The sequence below is a fragment of the Micromonospora endophytica genome (genome assembly GCF_003236305.1).
Taxonomy (GTDB): domain Bacteria; phylum Actinomycetota; class Actinomycetes; order Mycobacteriales; family Micromonosporaceae; genus Micromonospora; species Micromonospora endophytica.
In genome coordinates this window covers 1-19,497 of the sequence record NZ_POTX01000103.1, presented here as the reverse complement: position 1 = coordinate 19,497, position 19,497 = coordinate 1, and the positions used below count along the sequence as shown (strand labels likewise).

The 19,497-nt window shown below is 71.7% G+C and carries 19 protein-coding genes; 12 read left to right on the top strand and 7 right to left on the bottom strand.

All coding sequences use genetic code 11. The annotated features are described in order from the left end of the window. From C1I93_RS16430 to C1I93_RS16405, 6 genes are all read right to left on the bottom strand, one after another. Nucleotides 1–773 (bottom strand): PaaX family transcriptional regulator (locus C1I93_RS16430; protein ID WP_146603514.1); only part of this gene is annotated, 773 nt, incomplete at its 3' end. Between the two features lie 145 nt (nt 774–918). Then, nucleotides 919–1,683: an IclR family transcriptional regulator gene (locus tag C1I93_RS16425; RefSeq protein WP_181445199.1), complete on the bottom strand. Its 765-nt coding sequence runs from the start codon at nt 1,681–1,683 to the stop codon at nt 919–921. Nucleotides 1,684–1,707: 24 nt separating this feature from the next. Further along, nucleotides 1,708–2,661 carry a PDR/VanB family oxidoreductase gene (locus C1I93_RS16420; protein WP_111244166.1) on the bottom strand — a complete coding sequence of 318 codons (954 nt, stop codon included), beginning with the start codon at nt 2,659–2,661 and terminating at the stop codon, nt 1,708–1,710. Then, nucleotides 2,658–2,915: a hypothetical protein gene (locus tag C1I93_RS16415; protein WP_111244165.1), complete on the bottom strand. Its 258-nt coding sequence runs from the start codon at nt 2,913–2,915 to the stop codon at nt 2,658–2,660. Before C1I93_RS16415 ends, C1I93_RS16420 begins: the two co-directional genes overlap by 4 nt. After that, nucleotides 2,912–3,955: an aromatic ring-hydroxylating dioxygenase subunit alpha gene (locus C1I93_RS16410; RefSeq protein ID WP_111244164.1), complete on the bottom strand. Its 1,044-nt coding sequence runs from the start codon at nt 3,953–3,955 to the stop codon at nt 2,912–2,914. Before C1I93_RS16410 ends, C1I93_RS16415 begins: the two co-directional genes overlap by 4 nt. A gap of 163 nt (nt 3,956–4,118) precedes the next feature. Beyond that, a complete protein-coding gene (locus tag C1I93_RS16405) occupies nt 4,119–4,688 on the bottom strand; it encodes a nucleosidase (RefSeq protein WP_111244163.1) in 570 nt (189 codons plus the stop codon). Between the two features lie 222 nt (nt 4,689–4,910). On the opposite strand from C1I93_RS16405, the gene C1I93_RS16400 reads away from it, so the two are divergent. The 11 genes from C1I93_RS16400 (at nt 4,911) to C1I93_RS16350 (ending at nt 18,223) form a co-directional block, all read left to right on the top strand. Further along, nucleotides 4,911–5,417 (top strand): GNAT family N-acetyltransferase, encoded by a 507-nt coding sequence (locus C1I93_RS16400; protein ID WP_111244162.1) that lies wholly within the window; start codon nt 4,911–4,913, stop codon nt 5,415–5,417. A gap of 193 nt (nt 5,418–5,610) precedes the next feature. Next, the gene (locus C1I93_RS16395; protein WP_181445198.1) at nt 5,611–6,987 is read left to right on the top strand and encodes an FAD-dependent oxidoreductase; all 1,377 of its coding nucleotides are present in this window, start codon (nt 5,611–5,613) and stop codon (nt 6,985–6,987) included. A gap of 155 nt (nt 6,988–7,142) precedes the next feature. Continuing rightward, the gene (locus C1I93_RS32940; RefSeq protein WP_111244161.1) at nt 7,143–7,952 is read left to right on the top strand and encodes a collagen-like protein; all 810 of its coding nucleotides are present in this window, start codon (nt 7,143–7,145) and stop codon (nt 7,950–7,952) included. Between the two features lie 46 nt (nt 7,953–7,998). Continuing rightward, nucleotides 7,999–8,589: a tetratricopeptide repeat protein gene (locus C1I93_RS16385; protein ID WP_181445197.1), complete on the top strand. Its 591-nt coding sequence runs from the start codon at nt 7,999–8,001 to the stop codon at nt 8,587–8,589. Nucleotides 8,590–8,596: 7 nt separating this feature from the next. Beyond that, on the top strand, nt 8,597–9,862 hold the full coding sequence (locus C1I93_RS16380; protein ID WP_111244170.1) for a glycosyltransferase: 1,266 nt from the start codon (nt 8,597–8,599) through the stop codon (nt 9,860–9,862). 52 nt (nt 9,863–9,914) lie between these two features. Continuing rightward, complete coding sequence (locus C1I93_RS16375; protein WP_111244159.1) at nt 9,915–11,705, top strand: HSP90 family protein; 1,791 nt, start codon at nt 9,915–9,917, stop codon at nt 11,703–11,705. Then, nucleotides 11,702–13,738, top strand: coding sequence for a hypothetical protein (locus tag C1I93_RS16370; RefSeq protein ID WP_111244158.1), 2,037 nt, complete (start codon nt 11,702–11,704; stop codon nt 13,736–13,738). The genes C1I93_RS16375 and C1I93_RS16370 overlap by 4 nt, the downstream gene beginning before the upstream one ends. Nucleotides 13,739–13,847: 109 nt before the next feature. Beyond that, on the top strand, nt 13,848–14,762 hold the full coding sequence (locus tag C1I93_RS16365; RefSeq protein WP_111244169.1) for a cation diffusion facilitator family transporter: 915 nt from the start codon (nt 13,848–13,850) through the stop codon (nt 14,760–14,762). A 71-nt stretch (nt 14,763–14,833) separates the two neighbouring features. Beyond that, nucleotides 14,834–16,840, top strand: a complete 2,007-nt coding sequence (locus C1I93_RS16360; RefSeq protein ID WP_223256425.1) for a bifunctional copper resistance protein CopD/cytochrome c oxidase assembly protein — start codon at nt 14,834–14,836, stop codon at nt 16,838–16,840. 100 nt (nt 16,841–16,940) lie between these two features. Beyond that, nucleotides 16,941–17,609, top strand: a complete 669-nt coding sequence (locus tag C1I93_RS16355; protein WP_111244157.1) for a DsbA family protein — start codon at nt 16,941–16,943, stop codon at nt 17,607–17,609. Then, complete coding sequence (locus C1I93_RS16350; protein ID WP_111244156.1) at nt 17,606–18,223, top strand: vitamin K epoxide reductase family protein; 618 nt, start codon at nt 17,606–17,608, stop codon at nt 18,221–18,223. The genes C1I93_RS16355 and C1I93_RS16350 overlap by 4 nt, the downstream gene beginning before the upstream one ends. Nucleotides 18,224–18,286: 63 nt before the next feature. Here C1I93_RS16350 and C1I93_RS16345 read toward each other — a convergent pair whose 3' ends face one another. Beyond that, a complete protein-coding gene (locus tag C1I93_RS16345) occupies nt 18,287–19,048 on the bottom strand; it encodes a Rossmann-fold NAD(P)-binding domain-containing protein (RefSeq protein ID WP_111244155.1) in 762 nt (253 codons plus the stop codon). Nucleotides 19,049–19,095: 47 nt separating this feature from the next. Between C1I93_RS16345 and C1I93_RS16340 the strand changes: the two genes are divergently transcribed. Continuing rightward, nucleotides 19,096–19,464, top strand: coding sequence for a winged helix-turn-helix transcriptional regulator (locus tag C1I93_RS16340; RefSeq protein WP_111244154.1), 369 nt, complete (start codon nt 19,096–19,098; stop codon nt 19,462–19,464). The last annotated feature ends 33 nt before the right edge of the window (nt 19,465–19,497 follow it).

Genomic DNA, 19,497 nt, shown 5'->3' with positions numbered 1-19,497 from the left:
GGCAGGAAGCGGGCGGGCAGGTCGGGGTCGGCGCCCACCAGTGCCCGCCAGTCGTTCACCAGCTCGGTGCGCTGGATGAGTGCCTCCGCCGACGGCACCTGGCCCGCCACCGCCCGGCGGGCCAGCTCGCGGTACCGGTCCAGAAAGGTCTGGTAGCCGGCGACGAGCTCGTCGATACGCCAGGCGGCTTCGAGCCGGGCGAGACCGTTCGGCAGCAGATCCAGGTCCCGGGAACGCAGCACCACCGCATCGTTGATGCCGAGTTCACTGAGCTGCTCGCGTACCTCGTCGAAGCGGTCGTGCGGGGTCACCCAGGTGGCGTCGTACAGCGGCCAGAAGGTCAGCCAGCGCAGCCGCGCCCGCAGCAGCCGGCGCTGGTTCGCGTCGTCCAGGGGGAGGGTGAACGCGATGAGCGTCCAGATGCCGTCCCAGGTGCTCTCGTCACTGGTGGCGAAGATGCGCCGAGCGCCGCGTTGCAGGATCTGCCAGGCCGGCTCGGTGAGCCGGTAACTGGTCCGCCGGCCCTCCTTGGTGCGGGTGAGCATGCCCCGCTGGGTCAGCCGGGCCAGCGTCGCGCGGGCGTTGGCGGGCGCGATGTCGAACTCGCCGAGCACCGCGACCAGGCCGCCGGAGGGCAGCGGAGAACGGCCGGCGTGCCAGTAGTCGCCGAGCAGTGTCACCAGCAGCCGCTGCGCCCGGGCCCGCCCGACCGCCCCGGACCGGCCCGACGGTGCCGCCGCCGACGGCGGCTCGTCGAGGTCGTCGTTCACCATCGTGCCCCGCCCCCGGGAACCTGGTAGCAGCGAAAACGCGGCGATGTGCGGAGAACGAACACCCGGACACGGTACTGCGTCCGGTGACCGGACGGTAAGGCCCGGCAGCGCAGCCCCGGCGTCCCGGCGGCGCGACCCTGGCGGCTCAGCGCCCCGCCGGGTGGGGCCGGCCCAGCGCTCGGGAGATCGCCCGGCCCGCGGCCTGCACCAGCGGTGCCAGCGCCACCGGGTCAGCCCGGTCGTAGGCGACCACGAGCGAGATCGCGGCGACCGCGCTGCCGTCCGCACCGCAGATCGGTGCCGCCACCGAGAGCGCGTCCATGGTGACCTGCCGGTCGCTCACCGCGTACCCGAGGCGGCGTGCCTCGGCCAGGTCACGCCGCAGCCGCTTCGGATCGGTGATGGTCAGCTCGGTGTACCGCTCCAACGGCGCGGCCAGCACCTGCTCCTGCACCTCGGTCGGTGCCCACGCGAGCAGGACCAGCCCGACCCCGGTGGCGTGCAGCGCGAAGCGACCGCCCACCCGGGTGAGCACCGGCACCGCCTTGCGTCCGGCGATCCGTTCGATGAAGACGAGTTCGAGATCCTGCCGGACGGCGAGCTGGACGTTCTCGTGCGTCACCTCGTACAGGTCTTCCATGATCGGCAGGGCCAGCTCGCGCAGCCCCAACCCACGGGGGGCCAGCGAACCCACCTCCCACAGGCGCAGACCGATCCGGTAGCGGCCGTCGGCACCGCGCTCCAGCGCGCCCCAGGCGACCAACTCCGCCACCCGCCGGTACGCGGTGGGCAGCGGCAGCTCGGCCCGCCGGGCCAACTCGCTGACCGTCAACGCCGGCGTGGCGGGGGAGAAGGCGTCGAGCAGCGCGAGCACCTTGCTGGTCACCGAGCGTCCGGGTTGCGTCCGCACCCCGCACCTCCTCACCCACCTGAGTCACAACTCCAACGTCAGCCGGGGACTCCGGGCCCGGGACACACAGATCATCATGGTGTCACCGGCGGCCCGTTCCTCCTCGGTGAGCAGGCTGTCGCGGTGCTCCGGCTCACCGGCGAGCACCGTGGTCTCGCAGGTCCCGCAGGTGCCCTCCCGGCAGGAGGAGAGCACCTGCACGCCGGCCTGCTCCACCGCCGCCAGGATCGAGGTGCCCGGCGGCACGGTCACCGTCCGACCGGAGAGCGCGAGTTCGACCTCGACGGCGGTCTCGACGCCCGCCTCGGTGGCGACCGCGGTGAATCGTTCGATGTGCAGGGTGCCCGAGGGCCACGCCTGGCAACGCTGCAGCACCGCGTCGATGAGCGACGCGGGCCCGCAGCAGTAGACCAGCTCACCGGTCGGGCGGTGCAACAGCCCGTCCAGGTCGAGCAGCCCGGTCTCGTCCTGCGGATGCAGGCTCACCCGGTCGCCGTACTTCTCCCGCAGGGTGGCGGCGAAGGCCATGCTGGTGCGGCTGCGCCCGCCGTACACCAGCCGCCAGTCGGCACCGGCGGCGTCGGCGGCGGCGACCATCGGCCGGATCGGGGTGATGCCGATGCCACCGGCGACGAAGAGGTAACGCCGCGCCGGGCGCAGCGCGAAATTGTTCCGCGGCCCGCGTACCCGCACGGTCGTGCCGGGGGTGAGCCGCTCGTGCGCGAGGCGCGAACCCCCGCGTCCGTCCGGCTCGCGCTGGATCGCGACCTGCCAGGCGCCGCGGTCCGCCGGGTCACCGCAGAGGGAGTACGAGCGCACCAGGTCGGGTCCGAGCGCGAGGTCGACGTGTGCACCCGGGCTCCAGGCCGGCAGGTCATTGCCGTCAGGGCGGCAGAGGGTAAGCACCGCTACCCCGACCGCCACCTCCTCCCGGCCGGCCACCAGCAGATCCTTGTCGATCGGGTTGTCGCCGGTCACGCCGGCACCGCTGCCCGGCTCGGCGGTGCGGTCGGCGGCAGCACGGTCCGGGACGTGGGCGGCGTCGGCGGACCCGGGTCCGGTGGCGGCCGGTGGCCGTCCGGATGGGCCAGCAACCACTCCCAGAGCTCCACCGGCTCCTCGGCGGTCCGTTCGGCGCCGCAGTGACAGCGGCCCCGCAGCGTGTCGGTGCCCGGCAGCCAGTGGATCCGGTAGATCCGGTCGCCGGTGAGCATGCTGGTCGGCGCGGTCACCGGGGCGCTCCCACCGATCCCGGTTCGATCATCCGGGCCAGCAACCGCCGGGCGGCCAGCCCGCCGGTGTCGATGTTGATGCTCAGCTCCTGGTACTTCTCCGGCTCGGAGGCGATCACCTGCTCCAGGATGTTCAACGCCGTCACGTCCTGCATGACCACCGTGTGGTTGCTGTTGTGGAGGTACTCGCTCACCGACTCGTCGTCGATGGCGAAGTCACGCGCCACCGCCCAGAAGTCGTACGTGGTGTGCTCGGTCGACGGGGTGATGGCGTACACGATCTCGGCGTGGAAGGCGCCGCTGTCCGGACCCTCCGCCGGCGGATAGTGCCCCTGCGGCGCGATCCGGCTGTGCAGCAGGTAGAGGCAGGGCGGGTGGTACTCGATGTCCTGCCACCTGGTGATCCGGCCCTGGATCCCGGTCGACTGCGCGTAGAACGGCGGGCACTCCGCGTCATCCATGTGCCGGCTGACGTAGACGATGCCCTTCTCGTCGTCCACCTCGGTGGTGATCGGCGTGTTCGCCACCTCCGGCGTACCGATGTAACCGCCGTGCAGGTAGGTCTCGTGGGACAGATCCATCAAATTGTCCACGAGCAGTTCGTAGCGCGCGTTCAGCGGCGCCATCCCACGGACCACCGCGTACGCCGGGTCGGCCAGCCACGGCGCGCGGGGAATGGTCGTCGGATCCGCCAGGTTCCGGTCGCCGATCCACACCCAGATGAAGGAGTCCTGCTCCACCACCGGGTACGCCGCGACCCGGGCGGTACGCGGGATGCGCTGCTGCCCCGGCACGAAGACACACGTGCCGGTCTGGTCGTAGGTGAAGCCGTGGTAGCCGCAGACGATGGTGTCGCCGTCGAGCCGGCTCTCCGAGAGCGGATAACGCCGGTGCACGCAGCGGTCGGCGAGCGCCACCGCCTCGCCGGACTCGGTGCGGTAGAGAACCAGCGGCTCACCCAGCACCGTGCGGGCGAGCAGATCCCGCCCGACCTCGCTGCCGTAGGCCGCTACGTACCACTGATCACGTGCGAACGCCATGCGACCCGAACCTCCCGGCGGCGAGTGACGATGTGCCCGGATCATCCCCTGCCGCTCCCGCACCCCGACACCCCTCTTCTCACTCAGCGAGAGCCTGCAAGGAGGGGCACCCTGTTAACGCCTCGTGTATAGGAGGGGCCCCTTGTTAACAGCGCAAACCTCGCTAGAGGTGGTGGGTGACCCAGTGGGCCAGTCGGCGGGCGCAGGCGTCCACCGACTCCTGCCAGGTGCGGTCGGCGCCCTCGCCGGCCTCGTCGCTCACCTGCTTGACCAGGCGAACCGGTACGCCGAACCGAAGCGCCGTCGAGGCCACCGCGTACCCCTCCATGTCCACCAGATGGGCGCGTTCGGCCAGTTGGGCGCGGGCCTGATCGTCGGCGATGAACTGGTCGCCGGTGGCCAGCACCGGGCCGTCGCCGGTGAGGGCCAGCGGCGCACCCACAAGCTGCCCGGTCAGCCCGCGGAGGAACTCGGTGTCCAGGTCGTGTTGTAGCACCCTGCCCACCTCGTGGGTGCCGGTCCAGCCGGGGTGCAGCGCGCCGGCCGTGCCGAGGTTCACCACCGCCGAGGGCAGCGTGCCCCGGGCCAACGCCGCCGCCACGGCCCCTGCGGCGTTGACCTTTCCCATGCCGGTGAGCAGTACCGGCAGTTGCGGATCGAGGTGGGCGGCCTCCTCCGCGAGCGCCAGGACGAGCAAGGGGCGGTCCGGGCTGATCGTGCCGCGCAGATCCATCGGGCGATGGTAGCCGGGGTCGTCAGCGTGCCTTCCGGGTGCGCGGTGGCCTCGCCCGGCTCGCCCGGGACGTCGGCTGTCACGCGTGCACCTCACCGGCCATGTGACAGCGGAGCGTGAGGAGGGGGGTGACTAGTCCGACCGGCCGGTCCGCTCGGCCAGAGGTTCCGGTGGGCGCTAACCGGGTGGACGTCGGTTGCGCAGCGCGGAAGACTGCGGCACGTGACGGGTGCGGTCCGGTTGGAGCCGGTGGACGAGCAGAACCTCGAACCTTTGCTCTCCGTGGCGGTGGCCGAGGCGGAGCCGGCGGACGTGATGCCGCCGGTGGCGGCGCCGGCCGGGTGGTCGCATGCCCGGCGGGAGGCGTTCCGGGAGTTCCACCGGGCGAGCTTCGCCGGCCTGGACGGCCCGGGGCGTACGCAGATGTATGTCATCGTGGCCGGCGGCGAAGTGGTGGGAATGATCCGGATGACCCGCGTCGAACCGGGGACCGTGGAGACCGGCATGTGGCTCGGCCGGTCCGCGCGGGGCCAGGGGATCGGCAAGGCCGCGCTGCGCGAGTTGCTCGCTGCCGCCGCCGCAGCGGGGATGCGGCGGATCGTGGCGGAGACCACCCCGGACAATCGCGGCGCCGTGTCCGTGCTTCTCAAATGTGGTGCCGAACTGCGCGAGGACGACGGCGCCGTACGTGCCGAGATATCGCTGGACTCGACTCCGCCGGCACGCTGACCCGCGACTGCCACGTCAGGCACGGTCTGTCGTGACGCGGACACCGGCGGCATGACGGCCGGCAGGCCCCGCCTGTGCAACGATCGTTGAGCCGTCATGCCGGCTGCCCGGTCCGTCGGCCTGTCCCATCCGTCGGCCTGTCCGGGCTTTCGGTGGACCGCGTCGTCCCACGTCGTACGCCTTGGAGAGCATGATGCCCCTCGCCCCGGCCCGGGTCTTCGCCGCGCTGAACGCGGTGCGACCGCCCGCCCAGCCGTCCCCGGTGCTGCGGAAGGCCGTCGTGCTGGGCGGCAGCGTCGCCGGGATGCTGGCGGCCCGGGTCCTGGCCGACCACGCGGAGTCGGTGGTCGTGATCGATCGGGACGACCTGCGGGTGAGCGGGCACCGCCCGGGCGTGCCACAGGGGACGCAACTGCACGCGCTGCTGTCCGGCGGCTTCCTGCTGTTGACGCAGCTGTTTCCGGGCTTCCGTGAGCAGGCAGTGGCCCAGGGGGCGATAGTGGCGCCGCCAGCGGCCCGACGTCACTATCTCGACGGCCGGCTGAAGGTGATCGTGCCGGACGACGCCGACAGCCTGACCTCCAGCCGCCCGCTGCTGGAGGGGCTGATCCGTCAGCAGGTGCTCCGCCTGCCCAACGTCAAGACCGTCGCCGCCCGCGCCACGGGTCTGGTCTTCGACGGCACGGTGACCGCCGGAGTCCGGTACGACGTCGGTGGCGCAGCCGGCGTCGAGGACGCGGATCTCGTGGTGGACGCGATGGGCCGGTCCAGCCGGCTTTCCGACTGGCTGGAGCAGGGCGGCTGGGAGCGGCCCGCGATGCGACGGATGACAGTGCACCTGAACTACGCCACGGCCCTGTTCCGCAGGCGTGCGGCAGACCCGGAACACGCGGTGGTGATGGCCCTGAAAAGCCCGCACACGTCGCCGGAGCTGGCCGGTGCCGCCTTCTTCGCAGTCGAGGACGACCGCTGGATGGCGATGATGGCCGGTTATGCCGACCATCGCCCCGGGCACACCGCCGAGGACTTCGTCAGACGACTGCGCGAGCAGTTCCCACCGGAGTTCGGCGAGCTCGCCGGCTGCGAGATGCTCGGCGACATCCGGACCTACCACCACGCCGACAGCCGCCGCCGCGACTTCCACGCGCTGAAGCGGTTCCCGGCCGGGCTGATCCCGGTCGGTGACGCGGTCGCCTCGTTCAACCCGGTGTACGGGCAGGGCATCACCGCAGCGGCCCTGCACGCGGTCTGCCTGTCGACGTACCTGCGGTCGGCGCCACGGCTCGCGCTGCCCGCGCGGGACTTCCTCGACCTGCAACGGGTCGTGGTCGACGCGGCCTGGTCCCTGTCGACCTCTGCCGACCTGTCACTGCCGCACGTGGACGGTCCCTACCCACGCGGCCATCGCCTCTCCAGCTGGATCAGCCGGCAGGTCGTGGCGGCGACCGTCACCGACGTGACGACCGCGCGGCGCTTCAACGATGTCGTCTCACTACGCGCCCACCCGAGTTCGCTGGCCAGGCCCCGGGTCATCCTGGACGCCCTGAGGGCGAACCGCCGAGGCCACTGAGGAGCCCGACCGGCACCGCCACCCGAGGCCGTCGCGCCCGTTTTAATCCCTCGCATCACCAAAATTCCTGTTTGGTCTATTTGGTGGCTTCTCGTCCCCATAAGATGCCATCGACATGGTGGGCCTGATCTTGCGTTTCACGAGGGGACACGGGGATGAAGAAGCCGCTGCGCAGCCGCAGACATGTGAAGGCCGCGTCAAGCCTGAGTTCGGTGCTGCTGTTGGCGAGCATGACCGGCACCAGCCCAGCCGCGGCAGCGGAAGCTGCCCGGGCCGGGGTGCCGGGGCGGGCGCAGAGCGGCACCCCCGGACCGTTCGGCCAGACGCAGCTCTGGACGGCACCGGCGCAGACCCGGACCGACGGCGGGCACGACGACATGGACACCTGGCCCGACGACCGGGACGCCTGGCCCGACCACTCGGGCCCACAGGGCTGGCAGTGGAAGGAGCCCGAGCACCACTGGGGACGGGGGCCGCAGGGCCCACAAGGCCCACAGGGCGCCCCCGGCGTCCCGGGCCGGCGAGGCCCCCAGGGCGCGGCCGGGCCGCAGGGCCCACAAGGTGCCGACGGACAGCCCGGTACCCAGGGGCCGCAGGGCGACCCTGGCGCGCAGGGTGCCGCCGGTCCGCAGGGTTTCCAGGGTGACCCGGGCCCGCAGGGCGAGATCGGTCCGGCGGGTCCCGCAGGTCAGCAGGGTGACCCGGGCCCGCAGGGCCCGCAAGGTGATCCCGGCGTCGGCGTGGGTGACGTGTACATCCGCGCGACGTTGGCGGACTCGGGTGTGACCGACCTTCCCTGCGACACCGGCGATGTGGCCCTGAGTGGTGGTTACCGCACCGACGGTGCCACCTTGGCGAGTCGTCCGCTGCCGCCGGACGACAGCGCCACGCCGACCGGCTGGCAGTTCAACTTCGAGGCTGCCGGCAACGACATCTACGTGATCTGCGCCAATGTCACGCCGTGACGTGACCACGACGGTCTGGAGAGAGAGAACCATGAACATGAGACAGATGTTTGGATCCCTCGCCTGCGGCGCGGTCCTGTTGGCAGGAACGGCGGCGTGCAGCGACGACCCGCAGCCGCAGCCGACGCCGACGCCGACGAACAGGGCCGCCGAGACCGCCGTCGAGGGCATCGAGTCGAACGATCCGGACGCGCTGCTCGAGGCGGGGGTCGAGCATGGCCAGGCGGGCCGCATCGACGAGGCGCGGAGCGCCTTCGAGCGGGTGATCGAGTTGCAGGACGACAACAAGTTCGCCTGGTTCAACCTGGGCTACATCGCCCAGACCCGGGACGACGTCGACGCGGCGATCGAGAACTACGACAAGGCCCTGGACGTCGACGCGGCATACCGGCCGGCGCTCTACAACAAGGCGTTGCTGCTGGAGGCGAGCGCGTCGGACGACGCCGTAGCGCTGTACGAGAAGATCGTGGCGGCGGACGAATCGGCGTCCACGGCGTACCTCCGGCTCGGCCTGCTGCGCGTCAGGGGCGGCGACGAGGACCAAGCCCGCCAGGCGTTCAAGGCCGCGATCGCGCTGGACTCACGTCTGGTCTCGGAAGTGCCGGAGAAGTTCCGGCCCGCCACCTCAGGTGGGTGACCGGACCTTGAGTGCTCCGCGCGTCACCGTCTTCACCGGTAGCAACCGCACCCGTTTCCTCGACGAGTGCCTCCGATCCCTGCTCGCCCAGACCTACTCCGCGTGGGAATGGGTGGTCGTGCTCAACCAGGGAACCCGATGGCGGCCGGAGGTCGACGATCCCCGGATCCGGTTGGTCGTGCAGGACGGGCTCTCCGGCGTGGGTGCGGTGAAGCGCCGCGCGTGCGCCGAGGCGTACGGTGAGATCCTGGTCGAGTTCGACGACGACGACCTGTTGAGCAGCGACTGCCTGGCGGAGGTGGTGGCGGCTTTCGACGCCCACCCGGGCGTGGGGTTCGTCTACAGTGACACGGCTCAGATCCGCGAGGACGGCAGCCGGGACGACTCCAGGTTCGCCGCCACGCACGGTTGGCGCTACCGGGACGAGTGCGTGGACGGGCGGGAGGTCCTGGCCTGCGAGTCACTGCCGCCCACCCCGCACAACGTCAGCTACATCTGGTACGCGCCGAATCACGTGCGCGCCTTCCGGCGGGACGTGTACGAGAAGGTCGGCGGCTACGACGAGTCGCTCGACGTGGCCGACGACGCCGATCTGATGAGCCGGCTGTACCAGGTGACCGAGTTCCACCACATCCCCCGCTGCCTCTATCTGCAACGCATGCACGCCAGGAACACCCAGCGGGATCCGGCCTTCAACGCGCGGATCCAGCAGCGCACCGTCGAGATCTACGACCGGAACATCCAGTTGAACGCGCTGGCCTGGGCGAAACGGGAGGGTCTCCTCGCGCTCGATCTCGGTGCCGCACACAACAAGCCGGAGGGTTTCCTGGGGCTCGACAGGTACGCCGGCCCCGGCGTGGACCTGGTCTGCGACGTCACCAAGGGCATCGACCTGCCGGACAACAGCGTCGGGGTGGTCCGGGCGGCCGACTTCCTGGAGCACATCCCGGACAAGATCGCCATCTTCAACGAGTTGTACCGCATTCTCGCCCCGAACGGGATGCTGCTCACCCTGACGCCCAGCACCGATGGGCGCGGGGCGTTCCAGGACCCCACCCATGTGGCGTTCTACAACGAGAACTCGTTCTGGTACTTCACCGACTCGGCGTACTCGCGGTTCGTTCCCGAGATCACCTGCCGGTTCCAGCGCTCCAGGCTTGTCACCTACTACCCGAGCGACTGGCACAAGGCACACCACATCTCGTACGTGGCGGCCAACCTGATCGCCATCAAGGACGACGGCGTACGCAACGGGGGCGTACTGGCGGTCTGACGCGGCAGAAACGGGGTCACCGACAGGGCGTGCCAACCGCTAAGGTGCGCCGGTGAGCCACACCTTCCATGTCGACCTGCGGGGCATCGTCGACCTGCTCAGTCACCATCTCTACGCCAGCCCGCGGGTCTACGTGCGGGAGCTGATGCAGAACGCGGTGGACGCGATCACCGCCCGCCGCGCGGGTGATCCGGGCGCGCCCGGCGAGATTCGCATCTTCCCCTCCGAGTCCACAGGGGATGGCACGCTGCGCGTGGAGGACTCCGGCGTCGGCCTGACCGAGGCGCAGGTGCACGAGCTGCTGGCCACCATCGGCCGCAGCTCCAAGCGCGACGAGCTGGGCTTCGCCCGGCACGAGTTCCTCGGCCAGTTCGGCATCGGCCTGCTCTCCTGTTTCCTGGTCGCCGACGAGATCCGGGTGCGTACCCGGGCCGCCGACTCGCCCACCATGGAGTGGACCGGCTACGCGGACGGGCGCTACGAACTGCGGGTCGCCGCGCCGGAGCAGGAACGCGCCGGGCAGGGCACCACCGTCACCCTGGTGCCGCGTCGCGGCGAGGAACACTGGCTGCGCCGCGACGCGGTGGTCGAGATCGCCGCCCTCTACGGCGCGATGCTGCCGATTGCAGTGCGGGTCGACGACAAGCTGATCAACATCGGGTTGCCGCCGTGGGAGACCGACGCCGAGGAGTCGGCCGGCGACCGCCGCGCGCGACTGGACGCGTACGCCCAGGAGGTTTTCGGGTTCACGCCGTTCGACGTGATCGACCTGGCGGTGCCGGCGGCGGGCCTGCGGGGCGTGGCGTTCGTGCTGCCGGTGCCGGTCAACCCGGCGTCGCGGGTGGCCCATCGGGTCTACCTGAAGCAGATGCTGCTCTCCGAGGACATCGAGCGGCTGTTGCCGGAGTGGGCGTTCTTCGTCCGGTGTGTCATCGACACCGGTGAGCTGCGGCCCACCGCGAGCCGCGAGGCGCTCTACGAGGACGCCCTGCTCGACCAGGTACGCGAGTCGCTCGGCGACAGCCTGCGCGGTTGGCTGACCCGGCTCGGTCGGGTCGACAGCCAGCGCCTGCAGGCCTTCCTGCGGGTGCACCACCTCGGCGTCAAGGCCCTCGCGGTGCACGACGACGAGATGCTGCGCCTGGTCGACCAGTGGTGGCCGTTCGAGACGAACATGGGTCCGCTGACCCTCGCCGAGTTCCGCGAGCGCTACGGGACGGTGCGCTACACCCCGTCGGTCGACGAGTTCCGCCAGCTCGCCTCGGTCGCCGCCGCGCAGCACATCGCCGTGGTCAACGCCGGGTACGTCTACGACGCGCAGTTGACCGCCCGGCTGGGCGACCTGGGCCCGGAGTTCGTCACCGAGGTGCTCACCGCCAGTGACCTGGCGACCCGTCTCGAACCGCTGGACCCGGACGCCGCGCTCGCGGTGCGCCCGTTCCAGCAACTGGCCCAACGCACCCTGGACCCGCTCGGCGTCGCAGTGCTGGTCCGCGCCTTCGATCCGGCGAGCCTGCCGGCGCTGTACCTGCTCGACGACGAGACCGGGCTGGCGGTGGACCTGCGGGCCGGGCAGGCCCAGGCGGACGAACTCTGGTCGTCGATCCTGGGCTCCTTCACGGCTGGCCGTGACGACCGCCCACAGCTGGTGTTCAACCACCGGAATCCGCTGGTCCGGCAGGCGATCGCGGCCGGCGACGAGGAGCTGACCCGGCTCGCCGTCGAAGGGCTGTACGTGCAGGCGCTGCTGCTGGGCCACCAGCCGTTGCGGCCGGCCGACACCGCCGCGTTGAATCAGTCGTTTCTCGGTCTGCTCGCCCGGGCGATGGGAGGCCAGCGGTGACCACCTCGGCGCAGGAGCTGCACGAACGTTTGCACCAGGCGTACCGGCTGCCGCGCGGGCCGGCCCGGTTCGCGGCCCTGGACGCGGTCTTCCGGCACGCCGACGCGGCCGGTGACGTCTCGTTCGCCTTCAACGCCCGGATGAACGCGATAAGCGACTTTCACCACGGCGGCGATCCGACCCGGGCGTTCCTCGCCTTCTCCTGGTGCCTGTCGGTCTTCGACCGGCAGCCGGAGGTGGTGGGCGAGCACCACGCCCACAGCCTGCTGTGGGACTTCAAGTGGATCGTCTGGGCGCTGCCGCAGTTCCCGGACATCCCGCTGGAACGCACCATGGCGGTGCTCGACGACATGCAGCGCCGCTATCAGCTCGCCGGGCACAGCCTGCACGCGGTGCACCAGCACCGCTGGCTGGTCGCGCACCACGTCGGGGACATGGCCGCGGCGCAGGAGGCGTACGACCGGATGCTCACCGCCAAGCGGGACGGGCTGTCGGACTGCGCCTCGTGTGTCCCGTCGGGACAGGTCCGGCACCTCACCTCGCTCGGCCGCCACACCGAGGCCATCGAGGTCGGGGAACCGTTCAAGCGGGGCGGTTGCAGCGAACAGCCGCAGTGGATGCTCAGCGAGCTGCTCACCCCTTATCTGCGTACCGGCCGCTTCGACGAGGCCGTGGAGGCGCACCGCGAAGGGTATCGGCGGATCCGCGACGACCGGCACCACCTCGACAACCTCGCCCAGCACCTGCTCTTCTGCGGACTGACCGGCAACCTGGCCCGGGGGTTGGAGCTGGTGGAGCGGCACCTGAGCTGGCTGGAGCGGCCGTCGTCGCCGTACGCGGCGATGGAGTTCGCCGCCTCGGCCGCGTTGGTGCTCGGGCGGTTGGGTGCCGCCGGGCGCGGCGACCTCACTGTCTCCCGCCGCTCAGACGACGGCACCCGCCGCTGGGAGAGCACGGTGGCCGAGGTCCGCGACGAGTTGGCCGGGCAGGCACGGGAGTGGGCCGCCCGCTTCGACGTGCGCAACGGCAACCGGCACCAGAGCGACCGGATCGAGGCGCGGATGAGCGCCGAGCCGGTGGTCGAGAAGTTGCCGCTCACCGTGCTCGCCGGACGGACCACGAACGTGGCGCATCCGGCCGTGGCGGCGCTTGTCGAGCGGGTCGCCGAGCTGACCGTGGCCGGTGACGACGCCGGTGCCGCCCGGGCCCGGCTCGAGGTGGCGTACGCCCTGCGGGACGCCGGCCGCCGGGAGGACGCCGCCGAGGCCGCCGAGGAGGCGACCCGCACCCTGGACCGGGCCGGTCTGCGCGAGGACGCCATCCGCGCCAGGTACCTGCTCTGGGAGCTGTACCGGGGGCACCACCATCACCACCGCGCCGCGGCGCGGGCCGTGTTGCGGGAGCTGAGCCAGGTGGAGCGGATGCCCGAGGGGCTGCCGCCGCTGGCGGAGATCCTGGAGCAGGCGGGGGAGTCGAGCTACGGCGACGAGGGTGTCTCGTACCTCGTCGCCGCCGCCGACAGGCATCATGCCGCCGCCGACCCGGAGGCGGAGCTGCGGGTGTTGAGCAAGGCACTGCACCGGCTCGCCTACGCGGCGACGAAGGATCTGGCCTGGACGGTGCTGAGCCGGGTGGACGCACTCACCGCCGTGACGGATCCGCCGGCGGAACGTGCCAGCGGCAACGACCTGGCCGCCGCCCGGCTGCTGGCCGCCGCGGACCGGCCCGCCGAGGCGATCGCGCGGCTCGACGCGGCACTGGAGCGTCTCGGCCCGACCGACCTCGCCGACCTGCGGATCGACGCCCTGCTGCGCCGGTCCCGGCTCCGGCTGCGGGCCGGCGAGCCGGCCCTGGCCGAGGCCGACGCCCGGCGGGTGCTGACGGAGAACGCCGACGGCTACGGCTGGGCGGCCGGCCGGGAGCTGGCCCGGGCACTGCGGGCGCAGGGCCGTGACCGGGAGGCGGCCGAGGTGCTGGCCGCGCAGGACATCGACCCGGCGGATCTGGACGACGACGAGGACGACGACTACTGACGTCCCGCACCCGCTGGGTGCTCGTCGGCTTGCGGCGAGACGCTTGCACTTATTGCAATGTCAGCATATGTTCTGGGAGGAGGCGGTCGACGGCGAGGAGGGGCACGCGGTGGGTGCCGGGCATGACCACGGGCAGCAGGTGCTGCGCGCGGGGGAGAGGCATCGCGGCCGGTTGTGGGCGGCTTTCGCCCTGCTTGCCGTGTTCATGGTGGTGGAGGCGGTCGGGGCGTGGTGGACCGGCTCGCTGGCGCTGCTGTCGGACGCCGGTCACATGTTCACCGACGTGCTCGGCATCGGCATGGCGCTGGCCGCGATCACCGCGGCGAGCAAGGCGTCCCGGGACGGCCAGCGCACCTTCGGGCTCTACCGGATGGAGGTCTTGGCGGCGCTGGCCAACGCGGTGCTGCTGTTCGGAGTCGCCGTCTATGTCCTGATCGAGGCGATCCGCCGGCTCGGCGAGCCGCCGGAGGTGCTGGTCGGGCCGATGCTGGCGGTGGCGGTGGCCGGATTGATCGCCAACATCGTGGCGTTCCTGCTGCTGCGCAGCGGCGCGCAGGAGAGCCTGAACGTGCGCGGCGCGTACCTGGAGGTCTTCGGCGACCTGCTCGCCTCGGTCGGCGTGATCGTCGCCGCCGGGGTGATCGCGCTCACCGACTGGTGGTACGCCGACCCGATCATCGCCGTTGCGGTGGGCCTGTTCATCCTGCCCCGCACCTATCACCTGGGCCGGGCCGCGCTGCGGGTGCTGGTGCAGGCCGCGCCGCCGCATGTGAACGTCGCGGAGGTCCGCGACGGGCTGCGCGCGGTCGAGGGCGTGGCCGACGTGCACGATCTGCACGTGTGGACGCTGACCTCGGGGATGGAGGTCGCCTCGGCGCACCTCACCCTCGACTCCGACGCGGATCTCGCCGGCGTGCTGGCCGGTGCCCGGCGGACCCTGCACGACCGGTTCGCCATCGAGCACGCCACCCTTCAGGTGGAGCCCCGGGACGCCGACGGCGTCTGTGGCGGCGCGCAATGGTGACATTTCTCCCGGAACTATCACCCACCGCCCGGCGACTATCTGCCTAGTTGTCCAGCAACCGGGAGCCGTCCGTGAACCGCCAGTCCTGTCGTCCGCTGCTGGTCCCGGTCGCCACCATCCTGGTCGCGGCCGGGGTCGGGGCGGCGTTGCTGTGGTGGGGCGGCGGCAGTACCCCACCGACCCCACCGGGCCTGCCCGAGCCGGACCGCACCGTCGCGTGGCTGCTGCCGTCGGCCCGGCTCGGCATGCAGCTCGGCGCGGTGTGCACGGTCGGGCTGCTGCTGGCGGTCGTCGTGCTGTCGCCACGCGACGCCGGGGGCCGCCTTTCCGCGCTGGGTTACCGCCGGCTGCGTGCCGCCGCGCTGGCGGCGGCGCTCTGGTCGGTGACCGCCGTGGTCGCGGTCTGTTACACCCTCGTCGACCTGTTCGGGCTGCCCGCCTCGCGGGTGCTGTCGGTCCGGGCGGTGCTGAACTTCGCCCTCACCGTGCCGCTGGGGCAGTCGTTGGCCCTCAGCGCGGCGCTCGCCCTTGTCGCGGCGCTTGTCGCGGCCCGCAGCCTGCGTCCGGCCGGGGCGGTGGTGGCGCTGCTGGCCGCGCTGGCGGCGGTCGTACCGCCGGTCTTCACCGGGCACGCGGCGTCGGCCGACAACCACCAGCTGGCGGTGTCGGGGATGCTGCTGCACGTGGTGCCGGTGACCCTCTGGGCCGGTGGCCTGCTCGCCCTGGCGGTCACCGCCCGGGGCGGCACCGCCGACCTGGCCGTCGCGGTACACCGCTTCTCACCCCTGGCGCTGGCCTGCCTGGTCGCGGTCGGCGGGTCCGGACTGCTGTCGGCGGCCGTCCGGCTGACCAGCCTGGCCGAGTTGACCGGGACCCGGTACGGGCAGCTCCTGCTGGTGAAGGCGGCGGCGCTCGGCGCGATCGCGGTGGCTGGGGTGCTGCACCGCCGCCGGGCGATGCCCGCCCTGCTCGCCGGTCGACGCCGGCCCTTCCTGCGGGTCGCGGTGGTGGAGACCCTGCTCTTCGGCGCGGCGGTGGGTGCCGCCGTGGCGCTGTCGCGGACCCCGGCACCGATCGGCGAGGAGGAACTGGACCCGGCGGCCACCCTGCTCGGGTTCCCGATGCCCCCACCGCTGAGCGTGGAGTCGGTGCTGCGGCTCTGGCTGCCCGAGCCGCTGATCATCACCGCCGCCGTGGTCGCGGCCGGGCTCTACCTCGCCGGGGTGTGGCGGCTGCGTCGGCGCGGCGACGCCTGGCCGGCGGCACGTGTCGCCCTCTGGCTGGCCGGCTGCGCCGTCCTCGTCGTCGCCACCTCCAGTGGCCTGGCCCGCTACGGGCCGGTGCTGTTCAGCGTGCACATGGTGCAGCACCTGCTGCTGATGATGGTGGCACCGATCCTGCTGGTGCTCGCCGGGCCGATCACGCTCGCGCTGCGGGCCCTGCGACCCTCGACCGATCCGCGGTGGCCCGGCCCCCGCGAATGGTTGCAGCGTGCCCTGCACTCCCCGGTCTCCCGGACGCTCACCCACCCGGTGGTGGCGCTCACGCTCTACGTGGCCAGCCTGTACGTGCTCTACTTCACCGGCCTGTACGAGCTGGCGGTGCGTTCGCACGCCGCCCACCTGGCGATGGTGGCGCACTTCCTCGGCGTCGGTTACCTCTTCTTCTGGGCGGTCATCGGTGTCGACCCGGCGCCACGCCGGGTGCCGTACCCGCTGAAGATGGTCCTGGTGCTGATCAGCATGGTGCTGCACGCCTTCCTCGGGGTGGCCCTCATGCAGTCGGCCACCCTGCTTGCCGCCGACTGGTGGACGGCGTTGGGCCGGCCGTGGGGGCCGAGTCCGCTGGAGGACCAGCGGGCCGCCGGCGGCATCGCCTGGTCCTTCGGCGAACTGCCCACGGTGATCGTGCTGGGTGCGCTGATGTACCAGTGGATCCAGGCCGACCGGCGCGAGGCCCGCCGCCGGGACCGGGTCGCCGACCGCGCCGAGGCCGAAGGTCGCGAGGATCCCGAGTTGGCCGCCTACAACCGGATGCTCGCCGAGCTGGCCGAGCGGGACCGCCGGGTGGGTCGATGAGCGGATTCGCAGCCGACTCTCAGCGAGCTGTCAGCAGGTCCGGTAAGCATTGGCGGCGCGCGCAGCGAAGGTCGGCACTCCAGAGAAGGTTGGCAGCCGCATGACGAAGAACCTCAGACTGACCCTGGCGATGGTCCTGGTGGTGATCCTCGCCATGATCGGCCTGATCACGATCAACCGGAACCGCGCGGACACCCCGCGCGCCGCGGCTGACGCCGGGCAGCCGGTCGATCCGGCGGTGCTGGTCCGCGCGGACAGCCACCGGCTCTCCACCGCCGCCGACGGTAAGGTCACCCTGGTGGAGTTCCTCGACTTCGAGTGCGAGGCGTGCGGCGCGGTCTACCCGGCGATCGAGGAGATCCGGGACACCTACGGCGACCGGATCACCTTCGTGGTGCGGTACTTCCCGATCCCCAGCCACCCCAACGCGGAGTTGGCCGCGCGGGCCGCCCAGGCCGCCGCCAACCAGGACCGGTTCCCGCAGATGTACGCCACGCTCTTCGAGAACCAGGAGAGCTGGGGACATCAGCGCACCCCGCAGACCGAACGGTTCGTCGAGTACGCCCGCACCATCGGCCTGGACGTCGACCGCTTCCAGCGTGACCTCGACGATCCCGCCACCGCCGAGCGGGTGGCCAGGGACCGGGCCGACGGCGAGACCGCCGGGGTGCAGGGCACGCCGACGTTCTTCCTCAACGGCCGGCAGCTCACCGAGATCCGTACCCAGGCGGACATGATCGCCGCCATCGACGCCGCCCTCGCCGGATGAGCGCCGTGCTGGACCGCCCGGCGACCGAGACACCGGGCGAGGACGGTTTCCTGGCCCGGGTCACCGCCTGGGTGCTCGCGGTGGGCGGCGCGGTCGGGCTGCTCGCCGCGACCACGCTCACCGTCGAGAAGATCAACCTGCTGGCCGACCCCGACTACGTGCCGTCGTGCAGCATCAACCCGGTCCTGTCCTGCGGCTCGGTGATGAACACCGCGCAGGCCGCCGCTTTCGGCATCCCCAACCCGCTGCTCGGCATTGCCGGCTTCGCGGTGGTCACCACCCTCGGCGTGCTGCTGCTCGCCCGCGTACGCCTGCCTGGCTGGACCTGGCTCGGCCTTCAGGCCGGCGCCACCTTCGGCGTGGTCTTCGTGCACTGGCTGATCTACCAGAGCCTCTACGTCATCGGTGCGCTCTGCCCGTACTGCATGGTGGTCTGGGTCGTCACCATCGCGATCTTCCTCTACACCACGCTGCACAACCTCCGCCGGCTACGCCCGTCGTCGCGGCTGGCCGCGCTCGCGAGCTACCACAGTTTCCTCCTGGTCACCTGGTACGTGGTGATCGCGCTGGCCATCCTGATCCGCTTCTGGGACTACTGGTCCACCCTGCTCTGATTCCCCTCTCCCCAAGATCTTGGTGCGAAAGTGGGCCCCAGGAGGGTGGTTTAGGACCAAGATCTATATGGATACGTCGGCGATCAGCCGGCGCAGGGTGGCGTCGAGGCGGGCGGCGGCCGTCGGGTCGAACTCCGGGGCGGTCAGCGGCACCGGCTTGCCGCGCCGCAACGCGGTCAACGGCGCGGACGGTGGGTCGGCCAACAGGTCGGTCAGGCGGCGCGCGGCGGTCTCGACGCTGGACCCGAGCAGCCGGGCCGCCGCGCCGACCAGCGCCCGGGTCGGTTGCCGGAAATAGCGGTGGATGCCGCTGTCGACGAAGAGCGGGTTGTAGAGGACGTACCGGATCCGGCTGCCCGGGTCGCGGTCGGCGAAGGCCACCCCCATCAGGTCGTTCGCCCGGGCCCCCTGCATGGTCGCGGTGAGCAGGCTGTACCCCCGGGTGAGCTGGAGATCGTCCCAGTGGATCCGGCCGGCCGGGATACCGCCGGTGCCGCAGAGGTTGAGGATCACCGGCTGCGCTGCCCCTTCCAGTGCCGGCCGTAGCCGCTCGGCCAGCAGGTGACGACTCAACACATAGAGCGCGAAGGTCTGCTCGAAGCCCTCGGTGGTGACCACTCGCTGCGCACCGAAGCGACCGGCCGCGAACACCAGGACGTCGATCCGATCCGGCAGCCGGTCGGCGAGGTCCGCGGCCTGCCGGACCGAGGTCAGATCCGCGTCGGCGCTGCCGATCGCGATCACCTCGTCGCCCTGGGCCCTCAGCCGGGCGGCCAGGCCGCCACCGATGCCACGCGTACCACCTGTGATCACTACTGTGCGCATGCTTGAATCCTGCGCAAACGGTCCGGCGTCGGAAAGAAGGCACATTCATGTCACCGGTGATCCCGCTGCCCGTCACGCCCGCCGACCGCGAGCGCTGCGACGCGACCGAGGTGCTGCGCCGGGTCGGCGAGAAGTGGAGCGTGCTGCTGCTCGCACTGCTGCATGAGCGCCCGTACGGCTTCAACGAACTGGACCGCACCGTCCAGGGCCTGAGCCGGCGGATCCTGGTCCGTACGCTGCGGGCGCTGGAGGCCGACGGCCTGGTCAGCCGCCACCAGACGCCGCACCGGGTCGAGTACGCGCTCACCGATCTCGGCCGGTCACTGGTCCCGCTCGTGGTCGCGATCGGCGAATGGGCGATCGCGCACGCCCCGGAGATCGACGAATCTCGTCGCCGAGCAGCCGCGCGGGCGTGATCAGGGTGACGTCCGGCGGCGCCGGGTGGGCGC